Here is a 23,760-nt window from a genome sequence, read left to right as displayed (position 1 = left end):
GCCGTCATGGCCGGCTCCTGCTTGAGCACGTTGTCGGCGCCGACCACGCGGGCCATGACCTGGCGCGCGAAGTTCGCCTCCGGCTCCGTGTTGATGGTGGGCGGGTAGGTGCGCACGAACTCGAAGTCGCAGCCGGCGCCGTGCGCCGCGCAGATGCCCTCGGCGATTTCGCGCATGCGCCGCTCGATCAGGTCGAGCACCTCCAGCGTGAAGGTGCGCACGGTGCCCTTGAGTTCGCAGTTGTCGGGGGTGATGGTCGGGCCTTCGCCGGCATGGAACATGGCCACCGAGATCACCCCGGCGTCGATCGGCTTCATGTTGCGCGTGAGGATGGTCTGGAAGGCCAGCACCATCTCGGCACCGATCGGCACCGGGTCGATGCTGGTGTGGGGCAGCGCCGCATGGCCTCCCTTGCCGCGGATGGTGACGTGGAACTGGTTGGACGAGGCCATCACCGGGCCCGGGCTGACGGCAAATTGGCCGGCCTTCATGCCGGGCCAGTTGTGCATGCCGAACACGGCGTCCATCGGGAACCGGTCGAACAGCCCTTCCTTGATCATCTCGCGCGCCCCGCCGCCGCCTTCTTCGGCCGGCTGGAAGATCAGGTAGACGGTGCCGTCGAAGTTGCGGTGCCGGGCCAGATGCTGCGCCGCAGCGAGCAGCATGGCGGTGTGGCCGTCGTGGCCGCAGGCGTGCATCTTTCCGGGGATCGTGCTGGCGTGGGCGAAGGTATTGAGCTCGGTGACGGGCAGGGCGTCCATGTCGGCGCGCAGGCCGACGGCCCGGTCGCTGCTGCCGTTCTTCACGATGCCCACCACCCCGGTGGTGCCCAGGCCACGGTGAATGGGAATGCCCCACTCGGTGAGCTTGCGCGCGACCAGGTCGGCGGTGCGCACCTCTTCGAAACACAGTTCGGGATGGGAATGGATTTCACGTCGCAACGCGGCGATGCCCGGCGCCTGCTCGACGAGGGTGTCAATGAGTTTCATGGGCGCAGTCTACGCAGAGTCGGCCGCATGTGCGCTGACGGCCGGGCGGGCGCCGTACCGACGTTCGGGACGCCCAAGTTGACCGACAATCGGCGCCATGCCCCACGCCCTTTCGAGTCGCGCCCTGGAGATGGCCCAGACACTGGTGCGGATGAACACGGTCAGTGCCAACAGCAACCTGGAGCTGATCGATTTCGCGCGCGACCATTTGCGCGGCCTGGGCGTGCGCAGCCGCCTGACCTGGAACGCCGACAAGACCAAGGCCAACCTGTTCGCCACGCTGGGCGAGGGCAAGCCGGCCGGCGTCATCCTCTCCGGCCACACCGACACCGTGCCGTGGGACAACCAGGACTGGAGCGCAGACCCGCTGTCGGGCAGCGTGCAGGACTGGCCCGGCGATCCGGACGATGCGAGCGGCGCGCGGCTGTACGGGCGCGGCAGCGCGGACATGAAGGGGTTCATCGCCGTGGCACTGGCCAATGCGCAGCATTTCGTCGAGAGCGCGTCGCCGTTTGCCGTGCACCTGGCGCTGAGCTTCGACGAGGAGACCGGCTGCATCGGCGTGCGCGAACTGATCGCCGACATGAAGGAATCGGGCATCCAGCCGATGGCCTGCATCATCGGGGAGCCGACCAACATGGTGCCGGCCATCGCCCACAAGGGGGTCTACCGGTGGCGCTGCTGCGTGCGCGGCAAGGAGGCGCATTCGTCGTTGACGCCCGAGTCGGTCAATGCGATCGAGATGGCGGCGCGGCTGGTGGGCAAGGTGCGCGACATGGCCGAGGGCTTCGAGGCGTCCGAGCCGCGATTCGACGGTTTCGACGTGCCCTTCAGCACCGCCAGCGTGGGGCAGTTCCACGGCGGCATCGCCGACAACGTGGTGCCGCGGGACGCCGAGTTCCGCTACGAATTCCGCAACCTGCCCACGGCCGATGCGATGGTCATGCAGGAGGAACTGATTGCCTACGCCCGCCAGCTCGAGAGCGGCATGCGCCGGGTGGCGCCGGACGCGGGCGTGAGCTTCGAAACGATCTGCGAGGTGCCCAGCTTCCTGGCTTCGGCCACCGACCCCGTGACGCGCCTGGCGCAGCGGCTGGCCGGGCGCAGCGAGACGACGCTCGTGGCCTTCGGCACCGAGGCCGGCCTGTTCAAGGGGGCGGGCATTCCCACCGTGGTGTGCGGTCCGGGCAGCATCACCCAGGCGCACCAGCCGGACGAATACGTCACGCTGGAACAGTTGGCGCGATGCGAACTCTTCATGCGCGGGTTGGCCATGGCCCGCTCGGTGGGCTGAGCCCGCCGCGCCGCCGGACCTGCCGCGCCAAAATGGCCGCGCCGCGCGACTTGCCCGAGCGCCGGCTGGCCCACATGAAGCGGCTGGCCCTGGCGCTGCTGGGCGCGGCGGCGCTGACCTACGCCCTGGCCACGGCGCTGGGCGACCGCCATCCGGCCTGGGGCTACCTGGCTGCCTTCGCGGAGGCGGCCATGGTCGGCGCGATTGCCGACTGGTTCGCGGTGGTGGCGCTGTTCCGGCACCCGCTGGGCCTGCCGATTCCACATACCGCGATCATTCCTGAAAACAAGTCGCGCATCGGGGCCAACCTGGCGGGCTTCATCTGCAACAACTTCCTGGCCACGCCGCAAGTGCTGGCCAAGCTGGCGCAATTCGACCCAGCGTCGCGGCTGGCCGGCTGGCTGGCCCGGGCGGAGCACGGGCAGCAACTGGGCCGCATTGGCGTGTTGGCGGCGCGCTACGGCCTGAACGCGTTCGACGACGAGCGGGTGCGCGCCTTTCTCGGCCGGGCCGCCGCCGCCGGCCTGGCGCGCCTGGACCTGTCGCGCGCCGCCGGCCAGGTGCTCGATGCGCTGACCGAGGGTGGGCGCCACCAGGCCCTGCTTGACGACGTGCTGCAGCACGTGTCGGCGCTGGTGGAGGGCGAGCAGGTGCAGGAGCACATCACCGAGGCCATTGCGCGCGAGATCAAGGCGCTGCGCTATGTCGGCCTCGACCAGATGGCGGCGCGCTTGGCCACGCGCAAGGTGGTGGCGGTGGTGGCGCACACGCTGGCCGACCTGGCGGCCCAACCGGATCACCCGCTGAGGCAGCGCTTCGACGCCTTCACCGCCGAGTTCGTCGATCGGTTGCGGCACGACCCGGATTTCCAGGCGCGCGGCGAGCAGCTGCGTGCCGACCTGCTGGCGCACCCGGCCCTGGGCGGCTACCTGCACGGCCTTTGGGACGAGGTGCTGGACTGGCTGCATGCCGACCTGGACCGGCCGGACTCGACCATCGCCGCGCGCATCGCGCACCTGGCGGCAGCGCTGGGCCAGCGCCTGCAGGCCGACGCGCCCATGCGCCGCTGGATCAACGAGCAGATCACCGATGCGGCGCCGCTGGCCATCGAACGCTATCGCGAGGACATCCGTCGCTACATCGTCGAGCGGGTCGACGCCTGGCCGACGGCGGACATGACACGGGAGCTGGAGCGCAACGTGGGCCGGGACCTGCAGTTCATCCGCATCAACGGGACGCTGGTCGGTGGGCTGGTGGGGCTGGTCATCCATGCGCTGACGCACTGGCTGCATGGCTGAGCGCGGCCAGGCAAGGCCTGCGGGGCAGGGCAAAGCCCGAGCGCTGCAGTCGAAGGCGCGGCGAGCGAAAATCGCCCCCGACCTCCGGGTGCCCCGATGCAGCCGAACCACCGCCCGCGCCGATGGCGCGTGCGCCCCGAGCAAACCTGATCCGCACGACCATGGCCGCCACCTCGCCTGATGCGAAATCCACCCTCGTCGTGCGCGGCGCCTGCCCGCACGACTGCCCGGACACCTGCGCGCTGCTCACGACGGTCCAGGACGGCGTGGCGGTCAAGCTGCAGGGAAACCCGGACCACAGCCACACCGCGGGCGTTCTGTGCACCAAGGTGTCGCGCTACATCGAGCGCAACGATCACGCCGGCCGCCTGCTCACGCCGATGCGCCGCGCCGGCCCCAAGGGCAGCGGCAGGTTCGAGCCGGTGAGCTGGGACAGCGCGCTGGACGACATCGCCGGGCGGCTCGGCGAGATCGCCAGAACCGATGCGCAGGCGATCCTTCCCTACAGCTATGCCGGAACCATGGGCCTGGTGCAGGGCGAGTCGATGGACCGGCGCTTCTTCCACAAGCTCGGCGCGTCGCTGCTGGACCGGACGATCTGCTCCACCGCGGGCGGCGAGGCTTTCGGCTACACGCTGGGCGGCAAGGTAGGCATGCGGGTCGAGCACTTCGCGCAGGCCCGTCTCATCCTGATCTGGGGCAGCAACTCGATCGCCAGCAACCTGCACTTCTGGCGCCACGCCCAGGCGGCGAGGCGTGCCGGCGCCAGGCTGGTGTGCATCGACCCGCGCCGGACCGAGACGGCCGACAAGTGCGACGAGCACGTGGCGCTGCTGCCGGGCACCGACGCGGCCCTGGCGCTGGCGCTGATGCACGAGCTGATCGTCCATGACTGGCTGGACCACGACTACATCGCCCGGCACACCGTGGGCTGGCCGCAGTTGCGCGAGCGCGCATTGCAATGGCCGCCTTCGCGCGCGGCGGCGGTGTGCGGCGTGCCGCAGGCGCAGATCGAGGAGCTGGCGCGCGCCTACGGCACCACGCGGCCGGCCGCGATCCGGCTGAACTACGGCATGCAGCGCGTGCGCGGCGGCGGCAACGCGGCGCGTGCGGTGGCCTGCCTGCCGGCGCTGGTCGGCGCCTGGCGCGACGCCGCCGGCGGCGTGCTGCTGAGCAGTTCGGGCCTGTTCCCGGTCGACCGGGCTGCACTGCAGCGGCCGGACCTGCTGGCCGGCCGGCGGCCGCGTACTGTCAACATGGTCACCATCGGCGATGCCTTGCTCGACACCGCGCACCCGATCCGCGCGCTGGTGGTCTACAACAGCAATCCGGTGGCGGTGGCGCCGGAGTCGGGCAAGGTGGTGGCGGGCTTCGCGCGCGAGGACCTGTTCACGGTGGTGATGGAGCAGTTCCAGACGGACACGGCCGACTATGCCGACTACCTGCTGCCGGCGACGACCCAGCTCGAGCACTGGGACATCCACGCGAGCTACGGCCATACCGACGTCCTGCTCAACACGCCGGCGCTGGCGCCGCGCGGGCAGGCGCGCTCCAACGCCTGGGTGTTCCGCGAACTGGCGCGGCGCATGGGCCTGGACGAACCATGCTTCTCGGACACGGACGAGCAGCTGTGCCACCAGGCTTTCGCGCCCGGCGCCATCGACCGGGAGGCCTTGGCCGCTCAGGGCTTTGCCTCGCTGCGTCTGCCCGATGCCCCATTCGCCGAAGGCGGGTTTCCCACGCCGTCGGGCAAGTGCGAGTTCTTCAGCCAGCGCCTGGCCGACATGGGGGAGGACGGCCTGCCCGACTACCTGCCCAATCACGAGCCGGCCGGCAGTTCGAGCGACTATCCGCTGGCCATGATCTCGCCGCCCGCACGCAATTTCCTCAACTCGAGCTTCGTCAACGTGACCAGCCTGCGCGCCATCGAGGGCGAGCCGCTGCTGGAGATCCATGCGTCCGATGCGGCGGCGCGCGGCATCGCCAGCGGACAGATGGTGCGGGTGTTCAACAGCCGCGGCGAGCATCGCTGCCGCGCCGAGGTCTCGCGCCGGGCCCGCCCCGGCGTGGTGCACGGCCTGGGCATCTGGTGGCGCAAGCTGGGCTTCGACGGCACCAACGTCAACCAGCTGACCAGTCAACGGCTGACCGACATCGGCCGGGGGCCGACTTTCTACGACTGCCTGGTGCAGGTGGAGGCGGCGCAGGACGTGGCCACGCCGGCCGCCACGGTGGCCGCAGCGTGACGAGACGGGCGCGCCTGCCGCTGGTGCTGCTGCTAGGCGCGGTGCTGGCCGGCTGCAGCGGTTATTCCGGCCTGGGCTACTACTGGCAGGCGGCTGCGGGCCACGTCCGGCTGATGCGCGACGCGCGGCCGGTGGCCGAGGTGATGGCCGACCCGGCCACGCCGGCGCCGCTCAAGCAGAAGCTCGAGCTGACGCAGCGCATCCGCCGCTACGCCAGCGATGAGCTCGGGCTGCCGGACAACAGCAGCTATACCCGCTATGCCGACCTGCACCGCCCCGCGGCGCTGTGGAACGTGGTGGCGGCGCCGACCGATTCGCTCACCCTCAAGACCTGGTGCTTTCCGGTGGCGGGCTGCGTCGGCTACCGCGGCTACTACGCCCTGGCGGACGCCCAGCAGGAAGCGACGGCGCTGCGCGAACAAGGGCTGGAAGTGGCGGTCTACCCGGTGCCGGCCTATTCGACGCTCGGCTGGCTGGACTGGGCCGGTGGCGATCCGCTGCTGTCGTCCTTCATCGGCTACCCCGAGGGCGAATTGGCGCGCCTGATCTTCCACGAACTCGCACACCAGGTGGTCTACGTCGCGGGCGACACCATGTTCAACGAGTCGTTCGCGACCAGTGTCGAGCGGCTGGGCGGATCGAGCTGGCTGCGCACGCATGCCGGCGCCCAGGCGCGCGAGACCTACGCCGCGTTCGATGCCCAGCGGCAGCAGTTCCGCGCGCTGGCGCTGGATACGCGAAGGCGCCTGGCGGCCGTCTACGCGCAAAAGGCAGACACGGATGAAGCGCGCGCGAGCATGACGGCCAACAAGCTGGCGGTGATGGCCGATTTCCGCGAGCGCTATGCCGCGCTGCGCGCCGGCTGGGCCGGGCCGCGCCAGCGGGCCTACGACGGCTGGGTGGAGCGGGCCAACAATGCGTTGTTTGCCACCCAGGCGGCGTACGACGAACTGGTGCCCGGCTTCGAGGCGCTGTTCGAGCAGGAAAGCCGGAAGACGAGCGCGCCCTGGCCGGCCTTTTTCGCACGCGTCAGGCAACTGGCGGACTTGCCCAAGGACGAGCGCGACCGGGCGCTGCGCGAGGCGGCGCGCGGCCTGTCGGCGCCGATGCAGTCGGCGTCCTTCGATTCGGCCAGGTAGGCCGCGCTTTCAGGCGTCGCGCAGCGAGTCGATCAGATCGATGTATTGCTGCTTGGCATCGTCGGAAGACAGGCCCTTTCGCGTTGTCCAGGCGTCCCATTTGGCCCGGGCGACGATGTCGCTGAAGGCAGGCTTCTTCTCGGTGTTGTCGCCCTGGGTTGCTTGCTTGTACAGGCCGTAGATCTTCAGCAGGGTCGGGTTGTCCGGCCGCGCGGGCAGGAGCTTGGAGTTGGCCTCGGCGGCTTCGAAGCGGGCTTGCAGATCGGACATGGGCGGATCTCCTTGGAGGTGGCAACGTGGAAGCTGGATGCTGATGCCGCCATTGTGCTTCATGTCTCAAGGAGTATGCAGATGCCTGCTGGGCCGTGCTCACCGATTGCCGAGCGCCTCCCGGGCGAACTCGACGTCGAGCCGTTCTCGAGCGTCCGCGGGCGTGCAGGCGGCGGCGCGCTCGAGCAGGCGCATGGCCTCGTCGTGGCGCGACTCGCCGAACAGCATGCGCAGGGCCTGTGCGTATTCGATCGGGCCGATCGGCGAATGGGGATTGAGCGCCAGGGCGCGCTCGAAGCAGGCGACCGCGATCTCGGGGCGCGCGCCGTACGTCATGCGTCCCACCAGCGCGCCCACCTTGTCGATCACTTCGGCATGGAACGAGCCCAGCGCCAGATGCGCGTCCGCATGATCCGGATCGAGTGCGAGCACCCGCTCCAACGCACTCTTGACGCGCTCGCCCAGTCCCTGCGCCAGGGCGCGCGTCACGCTCACGCGCTGGCTGTAGCGGCCGAGGGCATAGGCATGCCAGTAGTGCGCCTGCACGTCGTCCGGCGTGGCGCGGGCCCGCGCCGCCGCCCGTTCCGCCACCACGCGGAACATCGACAGGCGCATCGCTTCGCGTGGCTCGAGGTAGTTGGCATAGATGGCGGCGGCGCGGTCGGCCAGTGCCAGTCCGCAGGCGCCGCCGTGTGCCAGCCCGACCGTGGCGGCGCGTTCGAAATCGCCGGCGTGGTAGGCGGCCCAGCCCTCGGCGAGGCTGTCCTCGGGCAGCGCGAATCGGCCTTGGCCGGCGTGCAGCCGCTGCCATTGCGTGAGGACGGTCGGGGCATCGAGGGTGGGGATGTCCTCGAAAGGCGGGCGCTTCCAGGGGGCGCCGTGGGCGGCGTCAGCGCTTGGAGTGGTTTTGGACGGGGACATGTGAGGTTGCCTTCCACTTCGTCGTCGGGCTACTCGTCATCCTTCGTAGGAGCCCGGCGCTAACCTGGCCCACCGCTCCTTTCGACCCGTTCTGCGCAACCGCGACGTCGAGGTGGGTAACGTTCCCCGCACCGATCGGGCAAGTTCGATGCGGCACAAAGAATGGGTTGCACGGTAAGGTGTGGCGCCTTCTTGATGCTGGCCATGGGTTGCGGCCCCTTTTCTTGATATCGTTTGGCTGTCTCCTGAGAAGACTCTAGCGCAAGGTGAGGCAGTCGTTGCGCGTTCTGCAACTTGACCGAAGAGGACCACGAAAGAATCGTGAAAGGCGACGGTCGCGCGCATGTTCCGCTCTGAATCGGGCGCCGCGCTTTGTGATCTCTCACGGACAATAAGCCCCATCGCATGTGGTCTAAATCGACTCGACCACAATGAAGATTGCTGCAATGGAAGACTTGGATCTGCATTTTGACACTGACGCATCCGTCAATTGCTTCGCTATCTTCCTGCAGGTCTCGTTGTGGACAGCAGGCTGATGTTCCTTTGATCGAAATACTCAAGTGATTGTCTGATCGTTGTTCGCTAGTCTCAATTCAAGATCCGTTGTGAGCAAGAATCGCTTTGAAGAAGTCGTCTTCATGGACGACTTTTTTCGTACGACCGACAATGGTCTGCCGTCATACCCGGCCAATCGCCGCTTCCTCTCCGCCTTCTTCGGGGATGGACTGCGTCGACTCGGCCTAAAGGTTCGCGATGAATACGCATGTTCCGACGGCGGCGGCATCCCCGTAGGGGCCATCATGCGTTCCTTGGAACTGGAACCGTCGGTGTCCGGCTGGGCAGCAGCGGGGATCGCCGATCTAACGTCAGCACTTGCTCGCGAATACCCGCTGCGCATCGGCCCAAAGACATTGGTAATCGGGTGGGGCCTCCCCCCCTCACTGCTAAGGTATATAGACGAACAAGGCGCGGGCGTCATGGACGTCGAAGTAGACCCGATGCGGTTCGCTCCTCACCTGCATTTGTGCATACGAACAAATGACGAAGGCATTAGACGTGAGCTTGCGAAATGCCACGTATCGAAAGAAGTCTTCTCGAACGCCGCAACCACGATCAGAGCGTACTTCGCGCGTCGGGGCAACGATACCCTCGTCCATCCGTCGCTGGTCGTAGGATTGTTTGCCGGTCAAACCGAAATTGACCTCGCCCTAGTACACGATGGACAGTTGATCAAGCCAAGCTCAGCCGCGGCCCAGATTGCTTCGTGGGCCTCCGAGGTTGATGTCTTGCTGGTGAAGCAGCACCCCTACGCCTCAAACAACGACGATCTGGCGGCGTTGTTGAGTACGCTTCCGAATGCGTTGCCCATCGACCACAATATCTACGGCATGTTCTGCGCGAGGAATCTGCGATTCGTCGGTGCCTTGTCGTCAGGCGCCGTGAAGGAGGCGCAGTGCTTTGGCATACAGGGACGAACGGCCATTGTTCCCGATCGATCAAACCCGACCAGGCTTCCCTCCACGTGCTCACCCTGGTTCACTGTCACCGCAGAAATCGGGAGTGGCGAAAACCTTCGGAAATTGGTGCGTATGCCCGGCTTCCTGGACATGTTGAACTTGCGGAGTCGTCCGACGCCGTCATCCTTTGCAGCGGGAACCTTGGATACGATTTTCGGCGCGCGGTGGGGATTGGATGCGGGCGCCGCAGGGCTGCCTAGCACTTTTCTCATGCAGCTCGGCACCACGTACGCATTCGAGGAGTCTGCACAGACGTTGAACTGGCTTGGTCCGGGGTGGCACGAGGCCGAGAGTTGGGGGGTTTGGAGCAACGGCCCAGTTTCCCGGATCTTGGTTCCGCTCGCTCCGGAGCAGAGTTTCGGGGACGGCGCGCTGCGTCTCACGCTTCGAGGCCGCTTCTATGTGGACGCGTCCATCGTCTCGATCGATATCGATGGTCAGACCTGCTTGCCGTCCATGGAAGCATTTGATGACCTTGCAAACCTCCACGTTGATATCGATGCTAGCCTCCTGAAGAGACGTCGCCTCTCGATAATCACGATCAACATTGCGGATGCCAAGAGGCCGTCCGATGTCCATGGCCGCGCGGACCGGCGCGAACTCGGTTTTGGCCTCGTTTCCATGACCTTGTCAGTCGTCACTGAGTAGTTGAGTCTTGTTCCCGGGTTAGGCCGCTTCGCGATGGAGGCCCGCGCAGATGGGATAATTTTTTCCTCCAGGTCTCCAACTTGGAAAGACATCGGAGGTATGCAATGATTTTGGTCACTGGCGGCGCCGGCTTCATCGGTGGCAATTTTGTGCTCGACTGGTTTTCCCGAGGCGACGAGCCTGTCGTCAACTTGGACAAGCTGACCTACGCCGGCAATCTTCAGACCCTCGAGTCGCTCAAGCACAATCCCGCGCACGTGTTCGTGCAGGGCGACATCGGCGACAGTGCGCAGGTGAACCGCCTGCTCGCCGAGTACCAGCCGCGCGCTGTCGTCAATTTCGCGGCCGAGTCTCATGTCGATCGATCGATCCATGGCCCTGAGGATTTCATCCAAACCAATGTCCTGGGCACGTTCAGGCTCCTGGAGTCGGTGCGTCGCTACTGGAACGGTCTCACGGATGACAAGAAGGCGACCTTCCGCTTCCTGCACGTGTCCACCGACGAAGTGTATGGAACGCTGTCCCCCACCGACCCGGCTTTTACCGAGCAGAACGCATACGTACCCAACAGTCCTTACTCGGCCAGCAAGGCCGCCAGCGATCACTTGGTGCGGGCCTGGCACCACACCTACGGGTTGCCGGTGCTGACGACCAACTGTTCCAACAACTACGGGCCGTACCACTTTCCAGAAAAACTGATTCCGCTGGTGATCGTCAACGCGCTCGCCGGCAAGCCCCTGCCCGTGTATGGCGACGGTATGCAGGTGCGAGATTGGTTGTACGTGAAGGATCACTGCAGTGCCATCCGTCGAGTGCTCGAAGCAGGCCGCGTTGGCGACACATACAACGTGGGCGGTTGGAACGAAATGGCCAACATCGACATCGTGAGGACGATCTGCGCGCTGCTCGACGAACAGCGTCCCCGAGCCGACGGCAAGCCGTATGCCGAGCAGATCACGTATGTGACCGACCGCCCCGGCCATGATCGCCGCTACGCGATAGACGCCCGCAAACTCGAGCGGGAACTGGGTTGGAAACCGGCAGAGACCTTCGACACCGGTATCCGCAAGACCGTCGAGTGGTACCTGGTAAACACTGGGTGGGTGCGCAACGTCCAAAGCGGTGCTTATCGTGAATGGATGTCCAAGCAGTACGAAGCGGCGGCCGAGCAATGAAGGTGTTGTTGTTCGGCAAGGACGGCCAGGTTGGCTGGGAACTGCAGCGCAGCCTGGCGCCCTTGGGAGATGTGGTCGCACTCGACCGTACTAGCACGGAATATGCGGCCGACTTCAGTCGGCCGGAGCGGTTGGCGGACACCGTGACTCGGCTGCGCCCCAACGTGATCGTCAACGCCGCGGCGCACACGGCAGTCGACAAGGCCGAGAGCGAGCCCGAGTTGGCGCGGGCTCTCAATGCTGCTGCGCCTGGCGTGCTGGCGCAAGCCGCGCAAGACGTTGGCGCCCTGCTGGTGCACTACTCCACGGACTATGTGTTCGATGGGGGGGGCGACAGGCCTTGGCGCGAGTTCGATGCAACTGGGCCACTGAGCGTGTATGGACAGACGAAGCTGGAGGGCGAGCAACTCGTGGCCCGTCATTGCGAGCGACACTTGGTTCTGCGCACCAGCTGGGTCTACGCCGTGCGCGGCGGAAACTTCGCCAAGACCATGCTCCGCTTGGCCAAGGAGCGCGAGCGCCTGACGGTGATTGACGATCAGTTTGGTGCCCCTACGGGGGCTGACCTCATCGCTGACGTGACAGCCCATGCGATTCGCTCGCTGATGCATGAGCCGTCCAAGGCAGGGTTGTACCACCTGGTGGCGGCTGGCGAGACGACGTGGCATGGCTACGCGCGTTTCGTGCTGGCACAAGCGCAGGCACTCGGCGAGGTGCTCAAGGCTGGCCCGGATGGCGTGGACGCCGTGCCCGCGTCGGCATTTCCGGCAGTGGCGACCCGCCCGCACAACTCGAGATTGGATACGAGCAGGCTGCGCGAAGTCTTTGGCTTGAACCTGCCTCATTGGCAAGAAGGCGTGGCTCGCATGCTCAATGAAGCGCTGCGATCCTAAGGAGCACAAGAAATGGCGAACCCACGCAAGGGCATCATCCTGGCCGGTGGATCCGGCACTCGGCTGCATCCGGCCACCCTGGCCCTCAGCAAGCAGTTGCTGCCCATCTACGACAAACCGATGATCTACTACCCGCTCAGCACCCTGATGCTGGCGGGCATCCGAGATATGCTGATCATCAGCACGCCGTTGGACACGCCCCGATTTCAGCAACTGCTAGGCGATGGTAGCCAGTGGGGACTCAACCTGCAGTACGCGGTGCAACCCAGTCCTGACGGGCTGGCGCAGGCCTTTGTCATCGGCGACAGGTTTGTAGGCAACAGCACGAGTGCGCTGGTTCTGGGTGACAACATCTTCTATGGGCATGACCTGGAGTCCTTGCTTAAGGCGGCCGATGAGCAGCCATCTGGTGCAACCGTATTTGCCTACCATGTGCATGATCCAGAGCGCTATGGCGTGGTCGCGTTCGACGACCAAGGCCAAGCCAGGAGCATCGAGGAGAAGCCAGCCAATCCGAAGAGCAGCTACGCTGTCACAGGCCTGTATTTCTACGACGATCAGGTGGTTGAGATCGCAAAGTCGGTCAAACCCAGCGCGCGCGGTGAACTGGAAATCACCGCTGTCAACCAAGCCTACCTAGATCAAGGCCAGTTGCAGGTGCAGATCATGCGACGAGGCTTTGCCTGGCTTGACACTGGCACGCACGAGAGCCTGTTGGAAGCCGGGCAGTTCATCGCCACGCTCGAACACCGACAAGGACTCAAGATCGCCTGTCCCGAGGAGATTGCGTGGCGAAATGCCTATATCGACTCCGAGCAGTTGACGAGGCTTGCGCAACCATTGCAGAAAAACGAATATGGGAAGTACCTGCTACGCTTGCTGAAGGACGAAAGGCACCGATGAAAGTCACGCCAACCGCCATTCCAGAAGTGTTGATTCTCGAGCCGAACGTATTCGGCGACGAGCGAGGCTTCTTCATGGAGAGCTACAACCAGAAGGTCTTCGACCAAGCGGTCGGTCGACACGTCGAGTTCGTGCAGGACAACCATTCGCGATCTGCAAAAGGAGTGTTGCGCGGCTTGCACTACCAAGTTCTGCAACCCCAAGGCAAACTCGTGCGCGTGACGTTCGGCGCCGTTTTCGATGTGGCTGTCGATCTGCGCCGATCATCCCCAACCTTCGGCAAATGGGTGGGTGTGGACCTCAGCGCCGCCAACCATCGACAACTCTGGGTGCCGGAGGGCTTTGCGCATGGATTCCTGGTGGTGTCGGAAACTGCAGAATTCTTGTACAAAACAACCGATTTCTATGCGCCGGCGCATGAGCGAGTGGTCGCGTGGAATGATCCCCGCATCTCGATTGCATGGCCTGAAGTGGGCCAGCATCCACTGGTTTCAGCCAAAGATTCGGCAGGCGTCGGACTCGACCAAGCCGATGTGTTCGTGTGAGTCGCAAGTCTGAGGGCTAACCGAGCATCGCCGCCTTGAGTTGCCGTAGGGCTTGGCGAACGGTGGGGCGAGTTTGCGTGGGCGCCGGCAGAGCGCGCTGCCCGTCGTTGATCAGACGCCGGTCAGCGGATACGTGCCCGAGCAGGTAAAACGGCATCTCTCGGAGAATTCGGCCTTCCTCGCTGGTCTCGAGTTCGCGGATCACCTGCTCACGCGGCATCCCTGCCTGTACCTCGCGGACGTAATGGGTGAGTCCATCGGGGTCGGCAGCCCGGCCAAGCACGCGGAAATAGCTGCTGTACACGTACTCGCAGGGATCGGTGAGCTCCTCGGTCTTTCGCGCATAGACGTTGAAACACCAGCCGTGCGCGATGTCCGCGCGGCAGATCTGAAGGCCCACATCATTGAGATGCTTCTCGAGTACGGGCGCAGTGAAACCCGAAAGGTGGTAGTCCCCCGTATAGGCTTGAGTTCCGTACATAAGGTGGATCACCTTTGCTGCTTCGTCGGCCTGTCTGTTGTTCGGGTGCGCAAGCATACGAAACATCAACTCAAGACTGGGTACCTGAACCTGGAGGATCCCCTCTGGTGCGAGAAGCCTCGCCCATTCCTTGAGCGCAACATGTACTTTGTGCCGCTCCACGTGCTCAAGCACATCTTGGGCAACGATTTCAACGAATTCGCCGTCTGGCAGCATGTCCAGACTCGTCACGTCTGCAACGAGATCCGGACCGTGCCGCTCATGCAAATCAACATTCAAATAGCCTGGCCGAACATCGTAGCCGCATCCGAGATTCAGGCGCTTAGGATATTTCTCGTAGTCAAATTTCACTAGTTTTGCAACGTTTGGCGCCAGAGACGAGCGCGATGGCTCGTCGCCGCGCACTGTTCGAAGTTCGCTCTCGACTGCGGCTGCCTCAACGCGCACGGGAGCATCGGTCACCGCCGTAGTGGATACAGGCACATCCATCGCGACGATGTCCCAGCCGCAAAATCGCACAGACTCCTTGGCGACAAAAGGGGAATCGCGAAAGAGATCGCCGTATCGTTTTGCGTAGCTGAGGTTACACAGGAAGAGCTTGTTGTGTCCAATTGCGAAAGGGACGAGGGTGGTCCTTGAGTGGAGGAAATGCATGCACCCTTCGATAACGCCCAACCAGTGAGCGTTGGTGATGTCATCAAGGATCACCACGCCCTCGGGATGCAGGACGCTTTGCGCCGCGTGGAGGTCGGATACCGTGTGCTCGACGGTGTGTCCGCCATCTATCGAGAAGATCCGGATCGGGGACGTGACCAAGTCTCTCAAGCGGACGGTCGTCGAATCACATTCCAAGACGCGGACATTGCGACCGTTGTGACGGTCGAATCTTTCGAGGTTTCTGGTGAACGCTTCTCTTGAGCCGCGACCGGATTGATCGACGTTCAGTGCTTGGTTCTCGAAGACGTCGATGGCCCACGAAGTGACATCTTCCTCGCACAAACTGTTCAGCAAGATAAAGAACAGGCCATGATGAATGCCGATTTCCGCGACTCCAGCTTGGAGATGGACCGAGTGGGTTCGCTGGCTTGTGTCGATCAGCTTACATATCTCGGCAAGCCCGGAACTGCACCATCCCTCAACCTCGTTGAAGCCGGACGAGATATATCGATCGAGATGCGCGTAGCAGAACGATCCCACTTGAAGTTCCTCACAAGAGTTTGACAAAAGCTATGCTCTTATTGATTCACTCTGTCTTGCGGAGCGCCATGCAATGCATGAGCTGCAAGTTTAGCCTCAACGCTGCAGATACGGGCAACGCTCGCTAGGATTACCTGATCCCCTTTGTCAGCAGCGTTGGCGCGTTTGCCTCGGCATACTCAATACGTCTATATCGGTCAGCCGCGTGGTATTGCCACGCTGTCAAGGACGCTGGTCAGGGTTTCCGTCAGGCTTGGCAAGCGCCAGGGGAGGCCGGCATTGGCCATGAGATTCTTCAGTTTGCCCGGATTGCCGCACAGCTGATGCACTTCGTTGGGCCGGACAAAGTGAGGGTCCACTCGAACGTCCATAGTGTGGCCAGCAATGCGCTCAAACTCCTGGATGATCTCCTGCAGGTTGTGCATCCGGCCGGAGCAGACGTTGTAGATTTCGCCGGCGACACCTTTCTGAAGCAGGAACAGGTAGGCGGCGCAAACGCTTCGCACGTCGTTGAACTCGCGCTCGACGTGCAGGTTACCCAACGCAACCGATGGGGCGCGCTCGGCAAAGTGCTTGGCCAACTTGGGGATGACGAAGGCCTCGTCCTGCCCCGGTCCCGTGTAGTTGAAGGGCCGCGTCACTACCAACTGCAAGCGATGCATATACGCGCGCGCCATATACTCCATCGCCAGTTTGCTCATAGCGTAGTGATTGACTGGCGCTGGTGGTTGGTCCTCTGAGATCGGTGACTGTGCACAGTTGCCATACACATTGGCACTGCTCGCCAGCAGGGTCATGGACGGTGGCGACGGTAGGCTCGCCAGCGCGTCGAGCAGGTTGGTGGTGCCGAGCACGTTGACCCCGTAGAAAGCCTCCTCCCGAGAGTGCCCGACAAACGCGATACCAGCCAAATGAACCACATAGTCAGGTTGGACGGACTGCACTTCCCGAGTCAGCGCGTCGGTATCAAGCAGGTCGGCATGGAGGGGAAGCACCTCATAGCCGGCCACCTGCGCGTGGTGCCGGAAGGGCCGACCGGTGAAACCGTTGGAGCCCGTCAGCAGAAGCTTCAAAACGAGAACCCTTGCTTGTTTCGCCGCAAGTCCGCCTCCACCATCATCTGGCAGAGTTGCTCCAGGGTTGTATGCGGTTTCCAGCCAAGCTTTTCGGTGGCTTTGGCCGGACTTCCGATCAGGAGGTCAACCTCGGCCGGACGATAAAACTTTTGGTTGATGCGCATCACCGTCTTGCCGGTGGAGGTGTCGACGGCGATTTCGGACTCGCCGGATCCCCTGAATTCCACTGTAATGTCGGCTGCCTTGAATGCCATCTGAACGAAGTCGCGAACCGTCTCTGTGCGCATCGTTGCCAGGACGTAGGTGTCTGGCTCCTCGGCCTGAAGCATGCGCCACATGCCTTCCACGTACTCCTTGGCGTAGCCCCAGTCGCGCTTGGCGTCCAGGTTGCCGAGTTCCAGGACGTTCATCTTGCCTAGCTTGATCTTGGCCACACTGTCTGTGATCTTGCGAGTGACAAACTCGCGCCCGCGAAGTGGGCTTTCGTGATTGAACAAGATACCGCTGCATCCGAAGATATCGTAGCTCTCGCGGTAGTTCACTGTCATCCAGTGCGCATACAGCTTTGCAACGCCGTAGGGGCTACGCGGATAGAAGGGTGTGTCTTCAACTTGCGGGACGGCCTGGACCTTGCCGAACATCTCGGACGTGCTGGCTTGGTAGAAGCGGATCTTTGGGTTGATCAGCCGAATCGCCTCCAAAAGGTGCAGCGCACCGATGGCGGTGATCTGCGCAGTGGTCGTCGGCTGATCAAAGCTGACCCCGACGAAGCTTTGGGCTGCCAGGTTATAAACCTCGTCCGGCGCGGCCTCCCGGATGAGATTGAGGGAGCTTCCGAGATCTGTAAGGTCGTATTCGACGAGGTTCAGGTTGGGATGGTTCTGGATGCCTAGTTCTTCTATCCGCCAGAAGTTGACCGAGCTGGTGCGGCGATAGGTTCCAAATACTTCGTAACCTTTGTTCAATAGAAGCTCGGCCAAATAGGCTCCATCCTGCCCTGAAATCCCTGTCACTACTGCGCGTTTGTTCATTTGGTCCTCTGACTTGGTTCCTGGATCGGTATGGGGCGCGGCCGCAATCGCCATGGAGCAGCATTTTGCCAGTGTCGAGTGCCCCCTTCCCGTTCGTGCCTGGGCTGCGGGCGCTCTCCTGAGTTTCGGACTATAAGATTTGTTGTCTCAAAATTGCCCATGGCGATCATCTCCTACGCACAAAATTTCGAAGACGTGATGCTCTGGCGGGCCCTGCAGCATGTCGAAAGGGGCTTCTACATCGATGTGGGTGCCCAGTCGCCCGACGTCGATTCGGTCACGCGAACTTTCAGTGACGCTGGATGGAGCGGTATCAATGTCGAGCCACACCCGACCTACCACGCGCAACTTGTCGAGAGACGACCGCGCGACATCAATCTTCGATGTGCCTTGGGAGATAGCCGCGGCGTCGCGACGATTCACCTGGTCGGCGCAACCGGCTTGTCGACGCTGGATACCGCGATCGCCGACCGGCACAAAGGTATTGGTCATCCCATCGAACAGATCGAGGTCGCGGTCGAAACCTTGAGTACGGTCTGGGCGCGGCATGTGCCCGTCGGTCAGGCGGTCCATTTTCTGAAGATTGACGTCGAGGGCTTCGAAGCCCGGGTTCTGCGTGGCCACGATTGGCGCCGGCATCGCCCCTGGGTGGTCGTTGTCGAATCCACCCTGCCAAACTCCCAGGAGGAAACCCACTCCGAGTGGGAGCCGCAAATGATGGGGGCGCACTACGATTTCGTCTACGCAGACGGCCTCAACCGTTACTACCTGGCGCAGGAGATGTCCATGCTCAGAGGCGCATTTCGCTATCCGCCCAATGTGCATGACGACTTCGTGATGGCGCCGCTCGCTAGCGCGCGCCAAGAACTTGCGCAAACGCGCGTCAGCCTTTCCGACGCCGAAGCAGGGTTGGATTTGCTTCGTGCGCAACTGGCGCAGACCGAGGTGAGGCTCAAGTCTGAGCTGGACAACGAGCGAGACTGCCGGACGCAGGTCGAATCAAGACTGGCGTCCGAGGCTGCCCGCGCTTCCGGGCTCGAGGCTGCACTGCGCGGTAGCCAGGACCAACTGGCATTGTGCGAGTCATCGTTGGCGTCCAAGAATGCGCAACTGGGTCAGCTATCCGAGCATCGCGATGAGCTCCTACGTGATCTCGCCCATGGCGCCCAGGCGCTTGATGAGAAGGCCAGGCAATTGGACGTCATGTCGGTCGCCCTGGAGGAGTCCAGGGCCCGTGAGCTCGAAACTGGCTCGCGCGCCGCGGCGGCCGAGGCGAGCTTGCTCGTCGCGCGCAACGATGTCGGCCGGCTGGGCAATGAACTGGCGGCGCTCTACCGCTCGAGATCGTGGCGACTCACGGCGCCTGCGCGCTTCGTTGGCCGGCTCTGGCGGCGGAAGCGGACCTAAGGAGGGCCAGAGCTGTCCTCATCGGGAGGGATGGAGATGCTCTGGATGGCCGCGATCATCTGTTCGGCAGTCGACTCCCACGAGGTGTGTTCATACCGGTCGGCAATGGTTTCCTCGCGCCGGCCCAATGCATCGGCGTCGCTGCAGTACAGGCGGATCTTTGCGGCCCACTGCGGCACATCCCAAGGCTCTACGTAGTCGATGATGTCGCCGGCAATTTCCGGGATGGATGCGGCGTTTGAAGCCAAGCAAAATTTTCCGTATGAGAGACTCTCCGCGACTGGCAGTCCCCATCCTTCATACAGCGACGGATAGAGCGTGAACAAGCAGTTGCGATAAAGAAATGCCAGTTCGGAATCGGTGACGTGATTGAGAACGACAATCTTCCCGGCAACCCGGGGGTCGTTGCCCAGCGAGTGCATAAAGTCGTCGACGTGCCAACCGAGCATTCCAACAACGACCAGCATCGGAACGTCGAAGCCGGATTCGATCAGTTCGACGTAAGCCTTGTATAGAGATTCGTGGTTCTTCCTTATCTCAATGGTGGACACCGTCAAGAGGAAAGGCGCCGCGCGCAGCGCCGCGATCTCCGCGCAAGGCTCGCTCGCTTCAGTCGCCGGAAGTGCGTCACCCAGGCGCACCACCGACATCGGCGGGCGAGGTGCGCCTACACGCTTGAGAAACGCGTCCAGATCGCGCGCGGTGCATTCCGAAATGCACATGATCCGGTCGGCCGTCCAGCCCATGTTGGCAAAATAAACCGAGAACAGGTCGAACTTGCCGCTTGGGAAGTAGTGCGGAAACTTCACTGGGATGATGTCGTAGGCGAAATTGAGTATCCTGAGCCCATTGACTGTTTTCTCGCGATACAGCGCCTCCATCTTTCCGCCGTAATCCCAGTCCAACCCGAGGGTGATGTAAACGTCGCCACGCCGGAAGCTGGCTGGACGGCTGCCCATCGCGGGGCCAGCGCTCGCTTGGTCGGGCGTCGCGGCGTTCACCTGTGGGGGCGAGGGAGTGCCGGCCGCCCGTACCGCCACGAATTCCTTGTATGCATACGCAAGGATTCGGTGAGCGGCGACCAAGTAGCTGCGAGTTCTGGGCTGATAGGCCGATGGCATTCGCGCCAGGGCAGCGCGGGCGATCTTGCGAAGGAACTTCTCAATGCGCCTGGCTCGCCCGACGGGCGGGGATGGCGCAGGGGATACAGGTGCGGCCGCAGGATATGTCGCCTGGGCCGTGGCGGCGTCCGGGGCGCGCCAGCCCTGTTCGAGTACTCGCCATGCCTCTCGGACATCCAGTTCTTGGAACTGCCCGGTCGAAGCGTCGAATACGCACAGACGCAGGCGATTCTCCAGCTTTCTCAAGAGCCACCGGCAGATTTCCTGCTCGGCACGGACGATGCCGACGGCCGGGCGCGTCCACTGCAATGAGGTGGTGAAATCAAACCAGACCAGCTGTTCCTTGCGCATTGGGCGACGATTCTTCTAGTGAGAGGAGTTTGGAGATCATTGGCGACAAAGTCGATTCCCACAGCAGGCGCTTGCGCACCGCCTGTTCGGCTTCGGTCAGCTGTGCGCGTTCGCCTTCCAGCAGTGCCACAAGTTTCTTTCGGAAACGGTCGGGGTCGGCCTCGACATGCACGGCCGGTTCGTCGATGTACTCCTCGAACCCGCGGAAGGCAGTGGGCGTCGCCAACACATGCGCGCCGGTCAAGAGTGCTTCAGCTGTCTTGATGTTGGACCCGCCACCGGCGGTGATGGGTAGTACGAACACGTGCGCGAACCGGCGCATCGCCGCGATACCAATGTCGTCGACGACGCCGAGACGCAACGTGCGAGAGTTGTTGATCGCCGCCCACCGTCGGTAAGGCTCGGTTCGTTCGATGACGGGCGTCACGCCGCCTGCGATGACCAGCTTTCTGTCCGGCGGCAGGAATGCCAGCGAGTCGCCCAATGCGGCAGAAAACCCGACGGCATTGGGCAAGTGGCCGCTGCTGATGAAGACTGCGAAGGGATCCCGCGGCAGCACAGGCCGCCAGTCTTCGGTCGCGATTTCAGGCACAGTGGAGTAGGCGGTGCCGTTCTTGGCTTGCACGCAATCATTGCGGCGTCCGACACTGTTGATGAAATTGCGGTCGACCGTTGACACTGCGAACGCGTGCGTTGCTCGAGTGGCCACCTCACGCTCAAGAGCAAGCACGGCGTCTCCGTACTGTTCGATTGCCGCGGACGGCGCGCGCAATTCTCTGAGAACCTGGCGTCTCATTTCGTGCTCGATGTTGTGCGCCGAGTAGATGATGCGCGGTTTGGCTTCCCCCGGTCTCAGGATTGACAGGCACTCGCGGGCCAACGGCCAGGCGCAGATGTGGTCGATTTGGATGAAGTCGTAGGTGGCCTGGCGAATGCGTGCCAAGAGGGCATCGCGTGCGACCGGGAGTGACGCAATGTGCGTGCCCCATATGTAGTCGTAGACAGGGTGTTCGTATTCCCGCAGAACCCTTCCCGCCAAGTCCCCTGGAAGCTGCAGATCCGAACTTGCGTGCTGCGAATAGGCGCCCTGAGGGAAGATGCCAACGAAATCGACATCTATCCCCGCCTTTCTGTATTCGTCGTAGATGTGGCGCGTCCTGAGCTGACCACCATGTCGAGGCTCGACGATCGGAAAGGTTGCCAGTTGGAGGATCTTCATCGGCTCGTATCAGTATGTTTCGCGCGTGGATGCAATGATGGAAGTATTGGCATTCTACGGACGCGTCGTGCCCTTCCGTCTGCGCGAAGGGGGCGCAGTGCGGTGGCGCCACAGCTAAGTTTTCGCGGTCTCCCGGGTAGTGTTGTAAGGAATTTCTTACGAAGGGCTCACGTAGAATCTGCAGAGACTGAAGACGCCTTTTGCGTCGGAGCGCGCCAAGTAATGAATGGATACAAGCCTCGAGTGATGTTGAACATGGATGCGCTAGCGCATCCGCATCGGACCGAGGTGGCCGCCGAATGCGAACGGGTGTATGCAGAGCTCATGCGCGCAGGCTTGTTCGACCTGCAATTGGTGGCAGGCGTCGGGCGCGGGGATCAGGTTGACAACGAGCTGCGCCAACGAGGAATCGATCAGCGATCGATGCCGGTGGACGCGGGACCGGGGGGACAGCCGGCCATCCTGGTGCAACCGGCGGGGCACGTTCCGCCTGGTTGGCGGAATGATTTGTTCGCGATCGTTGCCCACATCATTGTGCCGCCGGTGGTGTCGCCTGCGTCCCTAGGATCTGATACGCCGACGGGCGAGTGCGACCTGCTCGCAGCGATCGACAGGAGGTCAGTGCTTTTCGTGCCCACGCCGCAGGCAAAGGAGGATGTGTTGCGTGCGAGGCCCGATCTGAGCCCCGCACAAGTCACAGTGTTGGCCTCGCAAAACAGGCGAGACGCCGGCAAAGGCCGCTCTGCGCTCGTGGAGGCGCTGCTTGACACCGATCGACGTATGCGAGCCCAGCCGATGTCGATGCTATGGCAGTATCCCGGCGCGGAGCCCGAGAGCCCTCTGGCTCCAGCGACGTTCCTGGGTTACCGCAATGGCGCTGCTGGACCTTTCTTCGATATGAAGGTTCAGGCGCGGCCCAGCCAATGGCCCATGTGGTCCGACGCGCTGACCGCCTCGGATTCGCCCCTTCGGCGTGCTGGCGGATTGCGCGCGGACGGTGTTGTTAAGCGTGGCACCGACGAGTTGCCGTTGGTGAGCTACGTTACGGTCGTGCGCAACAACGCTGCCACGCTAGAGCGTGCAATCGAGAGTGTGCAGCAACAAACTTATCCCAACGTGGAGCACATCGTGCTCGATGGAGCGTCGACCGACGGAACGGTGGACGTGATTCTCCGAAATGCCGCGCGGCTCGACTATTTCGTTTCGGAGCCTGATAGCGGACTTTACGACGCCATTAACAAAGCGGTGCCACTCGCGCACGGCCAGTTGATCTGCATCCTCAACTCAGATGACTGGCTGGAGCCCCATGCGGCGGAGATCGCGGTGCGACGTATGCGTGGCAGGGTCGACACAGCGGCGCTGTTGGCAACGGGGGCAGTCATCTACACGCAGGCGGGCGAGGTGGCGGCCGAATGGCCTCCCATGTTCGTGCATCCTGGCAGCTACTTTGCTTGCGCCAACGTCTGCCACAACGGGGTATACGCCACGCGCGGTGCGTATGAGCGTTCCGGGCCTTACGATGCCACTTTTCGCATCGCCGCAGATTTCAAGTGGGTGATGAGCTGTTTGGACGCCGGCGTGCAGTTCGCATATACCCGCGAAGTGACGGTTAACTATTCGTTAGGCGGCACGTCGGGGGACGCGCAAGGGCACAGCCGGGAATGCCAGCGCGTGATTGCAGAGCGCTTCCCGTTTCTCTCGAGACAGGAAGTCTTGGGCTTGTATGACGGCTACTTCTTGTTTGCGCATCAACCGCATGAGGAGGTCGAGCGCCCGCACGAGGCCGCGACCTCGTTGCTCCGGCGCTTGTTCGCCGAGAATTTGCATCGGCCGGATTTCCAACTGGCGCTCACCTGGGCGGCAATGACGAAGCTGGAGCATCCCTCAGACCGGCCCGCGCTGACCGCGTCGACCGACGGATCTGCCGTGCCGCCTCTGAGCCGCTCGGCTAAAGATCTAGGCAAGGGTCTTCTATGCCGTTTTCCGCGCCTGTACAAGGCGGCGCAAATCGGCTATGCCTGGATGCGGAGGTAAGCGCG

Annotated in this window: 19 protein-coding genes; 11 read left to right on the top strand and 8 right to left on the bottom strand. The window is 63.3% G+C overall.

The features are described 5' to 3' along the window. The coding region (locus tag VES41_RS02135; protein ID WP_324812389.1) for a M20 aminoacylase family protein at positions 1–989 on the bottom strand (989 nt) is incomplete at its 3' end. Positions 990–1,086: 97 nt separating this feature from the next. On the opposite strand from VES41_RS02135, the gene argE reads away from it, so the two are divergent. The 4 genes from argE to VES41_RS02115 all read left to right on the top strand — a co-directional run bounded on the left by argE (position 1,087) and on the right by VES41_RS02115 (position 6,966). Beyond that, positions 1,087–2,283, top strand: a complete 1,197-nt coding sequence (gene argE, locus VES41_RS02130) for an acetylornithine deacetylase (RefSeq protein WP_324812388.1) — start codon at positions 1,087–1,089, stop codon at positions 2,281–2,283. A gap of 32 nt (positions 2,284–2,315) precedes the next feature. Then, entirely contained in the window at positions 2,316–3,581 is a 1,266-nt protein-coding gene (locus VES41_RS02125; RefSeq protein WP_324812385.1) for a DUF445 domain-containing protein, read from the top strand. Between the two features lie 161 nt (positions 3,582–3,742). Further along, entirely contained in the window at positions 3,743–5,827 is a 2,085-nt protein-coding gene (locus tag VES41_RS02120) for a molybdopterin oxidoreductase family protein (protein ID WP_324812383.1), read from the top strand. Continuing rightward, positions 5,824–6,966, top strand: coding sequence for an aminopeptidase (locus VES41_RS02115; RefSeq protein WP_324812380.1), 1,143 nt, complete (start codon positions 5,824–5,826; stop codon positions 6,964–6,966). The genes VES41_RS02120 and VES41_RS02115 overlap by 4 nt, the downstream gene beginning before the upstream one ends. Before the next feature lie 9 nt (positions 6,967–6,975). Here VES41_RS02115 and VES41_RS02110 read toward each other — a convergent pair whose 3' ends face one another. Continuing rightward, positions 6,976–7,236 carry an acyl-CoA-binding protein gene (locus tag VES41_RS02110; protein WP_324812378.1) on the bottom strand — a complete coding sequence of 87 codons (261 nt, stop codon included), beginning with the start codon at positions 7,234–7,236 and terminating at the stop codon, positions 6,976–6,978. Positions 7,237–7,335: 99 nt separating this feature from the next. After that, positions 7,336–8,157 (bottom strand): hypothetical protein, encoded by an 822-nt coding sequence (locus tag VES41_RS02105; RefSeq protein WP_324812376.1) that lies wholly within the window; start codon positions 8,155–8,157, stop codon positions 7,336–7,338. 605 nt (positions 8,158–8,762) lie between these two features. Between VES41_RS02105 and VES41_RS02100 the strand changes: the two genes are divergently transcribed. The 5 genes from VES41_RS02100 (at position 8,763) to rfbC (ending at position 13,838) form a co-directional block, all read left to right on the top strand. Continuing rightward, complete coding sequence (locus VES41_RS02100; RefSeq protein ID WP_324812374.1) at positions 8,763–10,322, top strand: hypothetical protein; 1,560 nt, start codon at positions 8,763–8,765, stop codon at positions 10,320–10,322. Positions 10,323–10,426: 104 nt separating this feature from the next. Continuing rightward, positions 10,427–11,497 carry a dTDP-glucose 4,6-dehydratase gene (gene rfbB / locus VES41_RS02095; protein WP_324812371.1) on the top strand — a complete coding sequence of 357 codons (1,071 nt, stop codon included), beginning with the start codon at positions 10,427–10,429 and terminating at the stop codon, positions 11,495–11,497. Further along, complete coding sequence (rfbD, locus tag VES41_RS02090; RefSeq protein WP_324812368.1) at positions 11,494–12,390, top strand: dTDP-4-dehydrorhamnose reductase; 897 nt, start codon at positions 11,494–11,496, stop codon at positions 12,388–12,390. The genes rfbB and rfbD overlap by 4 nt, the downstream gene beginning before the upstream one ends. A 12-nt stretch (positions 12,391–12,402) precedes the next feature. After that, entirely contained in the window at positions 12,403–13,293 is an 891-nt protein-coding gene (gene rfbA, locus VES41_RS02085) for a glucose-1-phosphate thymidylyltransferase RfbA (RefSeq protein WP_324812365.1), read from the top strand. Next, on the top strand, positions 13,290–13,838 hold the full coding sequence (gene rfbC / locus VES41_RS02080; RefSeq protein ID WP_324812362.1) for a dTDP-4-dehydrorhamnose 3,5-epimerase: 549 nt from the start codon (positions 13,290–13,292) through the stop codon (positions 13,836–13,838). Before rfbA ends, rfbC begins: the two co-directional genes overlap by 4 nt. Before the next feature lie 16 nt (positions 13,839–13,854). Here the strand turns inward: rfbC and VES41_RS02075 are convergent, their stop codons facing one another. From VES41_RS02075 to gmd, 3 genes are all read right to left on the bottom strand, one after another. Beyond that, complete coding sequence (locus VES41_RS02075) at positions 13,855–15,516, bottom strand: class I SAM-dependent methyltransferase (RefSeq protein WP_324812359.1); 1,662 nt, start codon at positions 15,514–15,516, stop codon at positions 13,855–13,857. A 197-nt stretch (positions 15,517–15,713) separates the two neighbouring features. Then, positions 15,714–16,589, bottom strand: coding sequence for a GDP-mannose 4,6-dehydratase (locus VES41_RS02070; protein WP_324812357.1), 876 nt, complete (start codon positions 16,587–16,589; stop codon positions 15,714–15,716). Continuing rightward, the gene (gmd, locus tag VES41_RS02065; protein WP_324812354.1) at positions 16,586–17,623 is read right to left on the bottom strand and encodes a GDP-mannose 4,6-dehydratase; all 1,038 of its coding nucleotides are present in this window, start codon (positions 17,621–17,623) and stop codon (positions 16,586–16,588) included. Before gmd ends, VES41_RS02070 begins: the two co-directional genes overlap by 4 nt. Positions 17,624–17,782: 159 nt before the next feature. On the opposite strand from gmd, the gene VES41_RS02060 reads away from it, so the two are divergent. Beyond that, the gene (locus VES41_RS02060) at positions 17,783–19,030 is read left to right on the top strand and encodes an FkbM family methyltransferase (RefSeq protein WP_324812351.1); all 1,248 of its coding nucleotides are present in this window, start codon (positions 17,783–17,785) and stop codon (positions 19,028–19,030) included. Here VES41_RS02060 and VES41_RS02055 read toward each other — a convergent pair. Together VES41_RS02055 and VES41_RS02050 are read right to left on the bottom strand one after the other, a co-directional pair. Continuing rightward, positions 19,027–20,502, bottom strand: a complete 1,476-nt coding sequence (locus tag VES41_RS02055; protein WP_324812349.1) for a glycosyltransferase family 1 protein — start codon at positions 20,500–20,502, stop codon at positions 19,027–19,029. The genes VES41_RS02060 and VES41_RS02055 overlap by 4 nt on opposite strands. Continuing rightward, entirely contained in the window at positions 20,474–21,721 is a 1,248-nt protein-coding gene (locus VES41_RS02050; protein ID WP_324812346.1) for a hypothetical protein, read from the bottom strand. The genes VES41_RS02055 and VES41_RS02050 overlap by 29 nt, the downstream gene beginning before the upstream one ends. A gap of 222 nt (positions 21,722–21,943) precedes the next feature. On the opposite strand from VES41_RS02050, the gene VES41_RS02045 reads away from it, so the two are divergent. Continuing rightward, complete coding sequence (locus tag VES41_RS02045; protein WP_324812344.1) at positions 21,944–23,755, top strand: glycosyltransferase family 2 protein; 1,812 nt, start codon at positions 21,944–21,946, stop codon at positions 23,753–23,755. The last annotated feature ends 5 nt before the right edge of the window (positions 23,756–23,760 follow it).

The sequence above is a fragment of the Variovorax sp. genome, from assembly GCF_035634955.1.
GTDB lineage: Bacteria > Pseudomonadota > Gammaproteobacteria > Burkholderiales > Burkholderiaceae_C > Variovorax.
The sequence above is the reverse complement of the archived record's forward strand: the minus strand, read 5'-3'. Positions and strand labels throughout refer to the sequence as shown.

What these genes read in the sequence shown, in the direction of transcription:
- VES41_RS02120 (WP_324812383.1), top strand. Translation starts at nt 3,743, where the DNA reads ATGGCCGCCACCTCGCCTGATGCGAAATCCACCCTCGTCGTGCGCGGC.
- VES41_RS02110 (WP_324812378.1), bottom strand. Translation starts at nt 7,236, where the DNA reads ATGTCCGATCTGCAAGCCCGCTTCGAAGCCGCCGAGGCCAACTCCAAG.
- VES41_RS02105 (WP_324812376.1), bottom strand. Translation starts at nt 8,157, where the DNA reads ATGTCCCCGTCCAAAACCACTCCAAGCGCTGACGCCGCCCACGGCGCC.
- argE (WP_324812388.1), top strand. Translation starts at nt 1,087, where the DNA reads ATGCCCCACGCCCTTTCGAGTCGCGCCCTGGAGATGGCCCAGACACTG.
- VES41_RS02050 (WP_324812346.1), bottom strand. Translation starts at nt 21,721, where the DNA reads ATGAAGATCCTCCAACTGGCAACCTTTCCGATCGTCGAGCCTCGACAT.
- VES41_RS02060 (WP_324812351.1), top strand. Translation starts at nt 17,783, where the DNA reads ATGGCGATCATCTCCTACGCACAAAATTTCGAAGACGTGATGCTCTGG.
- rfbC (WP_324812362.1), top strand. Translation starts at nt 13,290, where the DNA reads ATGAAAGTCACGCCAACCGCCATTCCAGAAGTGTTGATTCTCGAGCCG.
- rfbA (WP_324812365.1), top strand. Translation starts at nt 12,403, where the DNA reads ATGGCGAACCCACGCAAGGGCATCATCCTGGCCGGTGGATCCGGCACT.
- VES41_RS02125 (WP_324812385.1), top strand. Translation starts at nt 2,316, where the DNA reads ATGGCCGCGCCGCGCGACTTGCCCGAGCGCCGGCTGGCCCACATGAAG.
- VES41_RS02055 (WP_324812349.1), bottom strand. Translation starts at nt 20,502, where the DNA reads ATGCGCAAGGAACAGCTGGTCTGGTTTGATTTCACCACCTCATTGCAG.
- VES41_RS02045 (WP_324812344.1), top strand. Translation starts at nt 21,944, where the DNA reads ATGAATGGATACAAGCCTCGAGTGATGTTGAACATGGATGCGCTAGCG.
- rfbB (WP_324812371.1), top strand. Translation starts at nt 10,427, where the DNA reads ATGATTTTGGTCACTGGCGGCGCCGGCTTCATCGGTGGCAATTTTGTG.
- gmd (WP_324812354.1), bottom strand. Translation starts at nt 17,623, where the DNA reads ATGAACAAACGCGCAGTAGTGACAGGGATTTCAGGGCAGGATGGAGCC.
- rfbD (WP_324812368.1), top strand. Translation starts at nt 11,494, where the DNA reads ATGAAGGTGTTGTTGTTCGGCAAGGACGGCCAGGTTGGCTGGGAACTG.